The sequence below is a fragment of the Stenotrophomonas sp. LGBM10 genome (assembly GCF_046736075.1).
Lineage (GTDB): Bacteria > Pseudomonadota > Gammaproteobacteria > Xanthomonadales > Xanthomonadaceae > Stenotrophomonas.
Genome location: NZ_CP177163.1, coordinates 1,821,396 through 1,828,264 on the forward strand (window position 1 = coordinate 1,821,396; position 6,869 = coordinate 1,828,264).

Annotated in this window: 3 protein-coding genes; 1 reads left to right on the plus strand and 2 read right to left on the minus strand. The window is 67.4% G+C overall.

What is annotated here, in order from left to right; translation table 11 throughout:
- Positions 1–55: 55 nt before the first annotated feature.
- On the plus strand, positions 56–1,342 hold the full coding sequence (purD, locus tag ACLB90_RS07725) for a phosphoribosylamine--glycine ligase (protein ID WP_411852373.1): 1,287 nt from the start codon (positions 56–58) through the stop codon (positions 1,340–1,342).
- Positions 1,343–1,911: 569 nt separating this feature from the next.
- On the opposite strand, the gene rpoH is transcribed toward purD, so the two are convergent.
- Complete coding sequence (gene rpoH, locus ACLB90_RS07730; RefSeq protein ID WP_017354635.1) at positions 1,912–2,787, minus strand: RNA polymerase sigma factor RpoH; 876 nt, start codon at positions 2,785–2,787, stop codon at positions 1,912–1,914.
- Between the two features lie 415 nt (positions 2,788–3,202).
- A complete protein-coding gene (locus ACLB90_RS07735; protein ID WP_411852374.1) occupies positions 3,203–6,868 on the minus strand; it encodes a hypothetical protein in 3,666 nt (1,221 codons plus the stop codon).
- Position 6,869: the final 1 nt, after the last annotated feature.

Consider the following 6,869-nt stretch of genomic DNA (forward strand, 5'->3'; position numbering starts at 1 on the left):
CCTTTGCCGGCACCGCGTAAAATCGGCGCCCTGCCCCCCTTACGCGAGAAGTGCATTGAAGATCCTGGTCATCGGCGCCGGCGGCCGTGAACATGCCCTGGCCTGGAAGCTGGCCCAGTCCACGAAGGTGAGCGAAGTGCTGGTCGCGCCCGGCAATGCCGGTACCGCGACCGAAACCAAGTGCCGCAACGTGGCGGTCAAGGTCACCGACCTGGATGGCCTGCTCGCACTGGTGGCCGCCGAGGGCGTGGCGCTGACCGTGGTCGGGCCGGAAGTGCCGCTGGTGGCCGGCGTGGTCGACCGCTTCCGCGCGGCCGGGCACCGCATCTTCGGGCCCACCGCCGCCGCCGCACAGCTGGAAGGCAGCAAGGCGTACGCCAAGGACTTCCTGGCCCGCCACGGCATTCCGACCGCGTTCTACGCGGTGCACACCGAGGTGGAACCGGCCCTGGCCTACCTGCGCGACAAGGGCGCGCCGATCGTGGTCAAGGCCGACGGCCTGGCCGCCGGCAAGGGCGTGATCGTGGCGATGACCCTGGCCGAGGCCGAAGACGCGGTGCGCGACATGCTGTCGGGCAATGCCTTCGGCGATGCCGGCGCGCGCGTGGTGATCGAGGAGTTCCTCGATGGCGAGGAAGCCAGTTTCATTTCGATGGTGGACGGCCGCACCGCGCTGCCGATGGCGACCTCGCAGGACCACAAGCGCGTGGGCGACGGCGATACCGGCCCGAACACCGGTGGCATGGGTGCCTACTCGCCGGCGCCGGTGGTCACCGACGAGGTGCATGCGCGGGTCATGCGCGAGGTGGTCAACCCGACCGTGCAGGGCATGATCGCCGACGGCATTCCGTTCACCGGTTTCCTCTACGCGGGGCTGATGATCGATGCCAGCGGCGCGCCGAAGGTGATCGAATTCAACGTGCGCTTCGGCGATCCGGAAACGCAGCCGGTGATGCTGCGCCTGCAGTCGGACCTGGTGGATCTGGTCGAGGCGGCGATCGATGCGCGCCTGGACACGGTGCAGGCCCAGTGGGACCCGCGCCCGTCGCTGGGCGTGGTGATGGCCGCAGCGCCCTACCCGGAGACGCCGATCACCGGCGATGTGATCCACGGCCTGGACCAGGTGCCGGCCACGGCCAAGGTGTTCCATGCCGGCACAGCGCTGGACGCGCAGGGCCAGGTGCTCAGCGCCGGCGGCCGTGTGCTGTGCGTGGCCGCGCTGGGTGACAGCGTGGGCGACGCACAGACCAACGCCTACGCAGGCGTGGCGGCGGTGACGTGGGCCAACGAGTTCCACCGCAACGACATCGGCTGGCGGGCCGTGGTGCGCGAGCGCGGCTGAGGCGTTGGGGGCTTGGCGCTTGGCGCTTGGCGCTTGGCGCCTTGATGTTGGCGCGCGGTCCGGGGTGGGTGTGCCTGCCCAGGACACGCCGTGAACCCATCCCTGGGGGCTCGTCCACAACATCCATGTTGTGGACGGTCCTGGGCAGGCACACCCACCCCGGCCCCCCACACACTCCGCGTGTGCGGTTGGAAGTGACAAGCGAACGGCACAGCCGGCGTGCGCTGTTGAACTCCACAACCTCCCTGTTGTGGACGGTCCTGGGCAGGCACACCCAACCCGGCCCCCACACACTCCGCGTGTGCGGTTGGAAGTGGCAAGCGAACGGCGCAGCCGGCGTGCGCTGTTGAACTTCGTTCCGCGACAACGTGATCTGTCTGGCAGGGGCGGGGTAGCCCTGTCCGGGACCGTAGGCAACATGGATGTTGCCTACGAGCCCCCAGGGATGGGTTCACGGCGTGTCCCGGACAGGGCTGCCCCGCCCCTGCCCTCCCGAACACAAAAAGCGCCAGCACATAAAAAAGCCCGGCATTCGCCGGGCTTTTCAAAGCAACGCCAACCATCCCGCGTTAGGCGGTAAACAGCGCCTTCATCTTCTTCAGCGCGTTCGCTTCGACCTGGCGGATGCGTTCGGCGGAAACGCCGTACTCGTCGGCCAGTTCCTGCAGCGTCACCTTGCTGTCCGCGTCCAACCAGCGACGGCGGATGATGTCGCGCGAACGCGCATCCAGCTCGGCCAGGCCTTCGCGCAGCAGTTGCAGCTGGTTGTCTTCGCTGTCGGCGCGCTCGTAGGCCATCGACGGATCTTCGTCATTGGCCATCAGGTACGCGGCCGGCGACGGCGGTGCATGATCGTCGTCGTCATCGCTGGACGCGTCGAAACCGATATCGCGACCGGACAGACGCGATTCCATTTCCAGCACTTCGCGCTCGGACACGTTCAGGTCCTTGGCGACCGCGCTGACTTCGGCCGCGTTCATCCAGCCCAGGCGCGTCTTGGACTTGCGCAGGTTGAAGAACAGCTTGCGCTGCGCCTTGGTCGTGGCGACCTTCACGATGCGCCAGTTCTTCAGGATGAACTCGTGCATTTCCGCACGGATCCAGTGCACTGCGAACGACACCAGGCGCACGCCCATGTCCGGATCGAAGCGCTTCACCGCCTTCATCAGGCCGATGTTGCCTTCCTGGATCAGGTCGCCCAGGGCAAGGCCGTAGCCGTTGTAGCCGCGGGCTACGTGCACCACGAAGCGCAGATGGGAATGGACCAGCTCGCGCGCGGCGTCCAGGTCCTGCTCGTCGCGGAAGCGGCGGGCCAGGTCCTGCTCGTCATCGACCGACAGCACCGGGATCTGGTGCACGGCACCGATGTAGGCGTCCAGCGAACCGAGCGCACTGGGAATCGGGAGATTGTTTGCCACAAGGGCAGTAGACATGTTCTGGCTCATAAGGGGCATCTTAGCAGTCGGAAACTTGGACTGCTAAAGGGGAAAGAAGTTCCAGCGTTCTGTTCATGCAACGATGGCACCGATAACCCGGATAACGTACCGCGAAATGATGACAGTGGCGAGCGGGCGGGGGAAATGCGAAAACCCATTCAATATCAATGGGTTGATAGAAAATGCGTGGGGTATCCGTGTCGATTTACCCTGAACGGGTGCGTTCCCCGCCCCCATTCAGCCGAAAAATGTTGCCGGAGATTCAGCCGGCCGCCGTGAGGTGGGTCGGTGGCCCCAGCCGGGCAGAGCCCGGGCATTGCGGAACGCGGCCCGAAGGCGTCACCCCATGTTGGTCCGATGATGGGAAGGTGGGTCGGTGGCCCCAGCCGGGCAGAGCCCGGCTCTACGGAAACTCGCCCGACGCCTAGTAATACCCCGCCATATTCAGGAAGAACCCCTTCTGGTCGTACTTGAGTTCGGTCATGTCATCGCTGAACTCGGTGAAGTTGTAGCCCACGCCGACCTTGAAGTTCTCGCCCACGCGGCGGTCCACGCCCAGCAGCCAGCCCTTGCGCACGCCACCGTCGCGCACCTTCAGCCAGCGGTGCTCGGCCAGCCCTTCCCACTGCGCCCACAGCCGGTAGCGCAGCTGCAGGGCGGCGAAGTCGGCGCGGCTGTCCAGCCAGGCGCCTTCGCCACGGCCGGTGCGGTAATCGCCCCAGCGCGATGCCAGTTTGGCCGCCAGTTCCCAGCGCACGCCGAGCTGGCGGATGCCTTCCAGCGACAGCACCTGCGAACGCTGGTCGTACAGATTGCCGCCTTCCTGGCCCAGCGACGCCACGTCGTAGAGATAGGTGAACTTGCTGAAACCGGCCCAGCGCGTGCTGTCATGCGGACGCCAGGCCAGCCCCACGTTCGCCTCCACCAGCTTGGCGTCGGCCAGTGCATCGAGGCGATCGTCGGTGTCGGCGTAGTTGGCACGCAGCGCGAAGCGCCAGTCCTCGTTGAGTTTGTACAGCAGGCGGTTGGTGGTCACCCACTGTTCGCGCTGCTCGGCACCGCTGTCGCGACGGTACTCCAGCTTGCTGCTCCACTGCGCGACCGCGTCGGTGCGCCCGCCGCTGACGCTGTACGCGCGGCGGTCGATGCGGCCGGCGGTCGAATCCAGCTCGCCATCCATGACCGTGAAGCCCAGGTTCCAGCCCTGCGCCGGATAGAAATCCATGCCGAAGGTGTGCACCAGCCCGGCATTGTCCTGGCGGCGGTCCTTCAGGTACTGGCTCTCGTTGTAGACGTTGACCTGGTTGCTCAGCCGCCAGCGCTGGCCCAGCGTCCAGCCACTCTGCAGGCCGGTGTCGAACAGCGGATCGGTGCCGGTCCGGTCGGTGCTGTAGCTGTAGCTGCCGTACAGGCTGTGATCGGGTGCCATGCGGTACTCACCATCCACCTTGGCGCCGTGGCCGCGGCTGCCGCCGCTGACTTCCGCGCCCAGGCTGCTGCGGTCGCCGAACAGATAGCGCGCGCCGAGGGTAAGCAGGTCGTTCTTCTCGTATGCCCCGCCGTCGTCGTCCAACGTCACCTGGCCGGTGCCGTACAGCTCCCACGACGAGCCGAAGCGCTGGCGGTAGCCGATCGCGGCGAGCAACGCCGAGACGTCCTGCAGTTCCTGCTCTTCGCGCACGCGGCGCAGTTCGCCGGTGAGCTGGCCGTCGTTGCCCAGCCGCCATTCGGCGGTCAGCTGGCTCTGCTCCAGCGCCAGATCGCCCTGTTCGGTGCGGGTGTGCCGGCCGTAAAGGCTGAGATCGTCGGTCAGGTAGCCGAGGAACTCGGCGCCGTATTCCTCGATCGGCTGGCCGGTATCCTGCCGCGCCACCGAGAAGCCCGCGTCCACGTCGCGCCACCACGCACCCAGGCTCCAGTCCTGGGTGGTCCAGCCCAGTTCGCGCAGGTTGGCGCGCGCTTCCACCGCCGTGGCGGTGCCCGAGCGCCGGCCGTCGTACGGATTGCGGCGGATGAAACTCAGGCCGCCGTTGTCCGAATAGAACACCGGTGACGCCGTGGCTTCGGTGCGGGTCTGCTCCACTTTCAGGTAGGTGCCGCGACCGGCCTGCAGAGTCACGTCGGCGCCCTTCAGCGAGTAGTTCTCGCCGCTGCGGTTCTCGTCCACCCAGGTACCGCCGATGGCCACATGGTCGCCGAGCCATTGCCGGCCGCGTGCGCCGTAGGTGACGTCATCGCTGCTGAAGCCCAGCGGCACGTATTCGTAGTCCACCAGCAGCAGCTGGTCGTAGCCATCCAGCGGCATGTCGCGGGTGATACTGCGAACGTTCTCGCGGGTGAGCTGCGCCAGCGGCCGGGTCAGGATCAGGCGGCCCTGCAGGTTGTCGATCTCGTAGTCCACGCCTTCCTGCAGGGTGGCACGGGTCTCGGTGCGGCCGGTGGTGCGGTCGCGCACTTCCAGCACCACCTGCTCCGAGCCGGGCAGCACATCGGTATGGCGCAGGTAGTACAGGCTGCCGCCGGTGCCGAGGAATTCGCTGTGGCCCGGCGCGGACTGCGCTTCGGAACCGAACACCTTCAACTGCGAGCGCGCCTCGCCCAGCGGGGTGGCGGCCAGCGAGCGCCAGTTCAACGCGCCGCCGTACAGCGAGCGCACGTACTGGCCGTATTCGGTACCGGTGATGCCGGTGGCGTAGTTGCCCCACAGCGCCTGGCTCTGGTCCCAGTCCACGCGCAGGTACAGCCGCCCCTGGGTGTCCACGTCGCGGTAGGTGGTGGAGTCATCGCCGTAGACCGGGTAGTACAGGTCCGGATCGAGGCGACGGAACACGTCCTGCGCATCGGCTTCGCTGAAGTTGCGGAACAGATACTTCAGCTCGCGGTCCTGTGTATCGGCCTGCGCGGTGACCAGGTACTTGCCGCGCATCTTGCCCTTCAGATAGAAGGCCAGGCGCCCTTCGCTGAGGAAGCCGTCGGTGTCGCGGTCGTCGGCGGCCAGCGGCTGCACATTGCCGCTGGCGCTGTTGCGCGACAGGGTGACATCGGCGATGGCGACCAGGAACAGATAGCGGCCGGTGACATCCACGTCGAGCTGGCGCTGCGCGGCGGGCGCATCGCGCGATTCCACGCTGACGTCGTAGCGGTGCTCGCCGACCGGCTCCAGGAACTCGGCGGCGAATTTCTGCTCCAGGTCTACCGGGAAGTCCTGGCCGTTGATGCGCACCCGGCTGTTGGGCTCCAGCCCACGGCCATACAGGCGCACGCGCGAGCCGTGGATGGGGATGTTCTGCAGGCGCAGGGTGCTCTGGCCATAGATGCTGTTGCTGAGCTGCAGGTCCTGCGCGCTGTCGCCATCCAGGGCCTGGCCCAGGGTTTTCTGCACGTTCTCGCGGGTGAGCTGCAGGCCGCGGTCGAAGTCGGCCGGGGTCACCAGCTGGATGCGCTGGAGGCGGGTTTCATCGAACGCACCGCCGGCACCGTAGGCGCGCGCGACGTAGATCAGGTCATCACCGGTGCGCAGCTTGATCTGCGCCGGCAGCTCGCCGTTCCATTCGGCATCGCCCACATAGTCGGCCGGCAGATCGATGCGGGCCAGCGGCGTGACCAGATCGGTGTCGGTGCCGCGGTAGAGCGTCACCTCCAGTTTCTGGATGAAGGAGGCGTAGTTGTTGTAGCTGTGGAAGCGCAGCGGACGGGTCACCCGGCCATTCTCGAACGGCACGGTGGCAGCCGCCTGCACGCTCAGGCTGGGCGGCACCATCGTCGGGTCTTCGGTGGCCCACACCACGCCGCCGTTGGGCAGCTCGGCCATGAACCGGCCGCCCGGCGCCGCAACATCGGGGGTGATGGCCGGTGCGACCGCCGCAGCGGTGTCCGGGCGTGGCGGCGGCGCGGCCGCGGCGTCATCGCGGATGCGCAGCAGCAGGTCGTCTCCGGTGCGGCAGCTGTCGCCTTCGCAACGGATCGGCGCAGGCGCGGCCGCCGGCACGCCCTGCTGGGCCAGCGTCGGCAGGGGCGCCAGCAGCGCCACCGCGATGAAGCGCACCGCAATGCGGCGGGAGATCGGGCTCTGGATCAGGGTCATGTCCATG

Excerpts from the sequence above, each read along its gene's own strand:
- ACLB90_RS07735 (WP_411852374.1), bottom strand. The coding sequence starts at position 6,868 with ATGGACATGACCCTGATCCAGAGCCCGATCTCCCGCCGCATTGCGGTG.
- rpoH (WP_017354635.1), bottom strand. The coding sequence starts at position 2,787 with ATGAGCCAGAACATGTCTACTGCCCTTGTGGCAAACAATCTCCCGATT.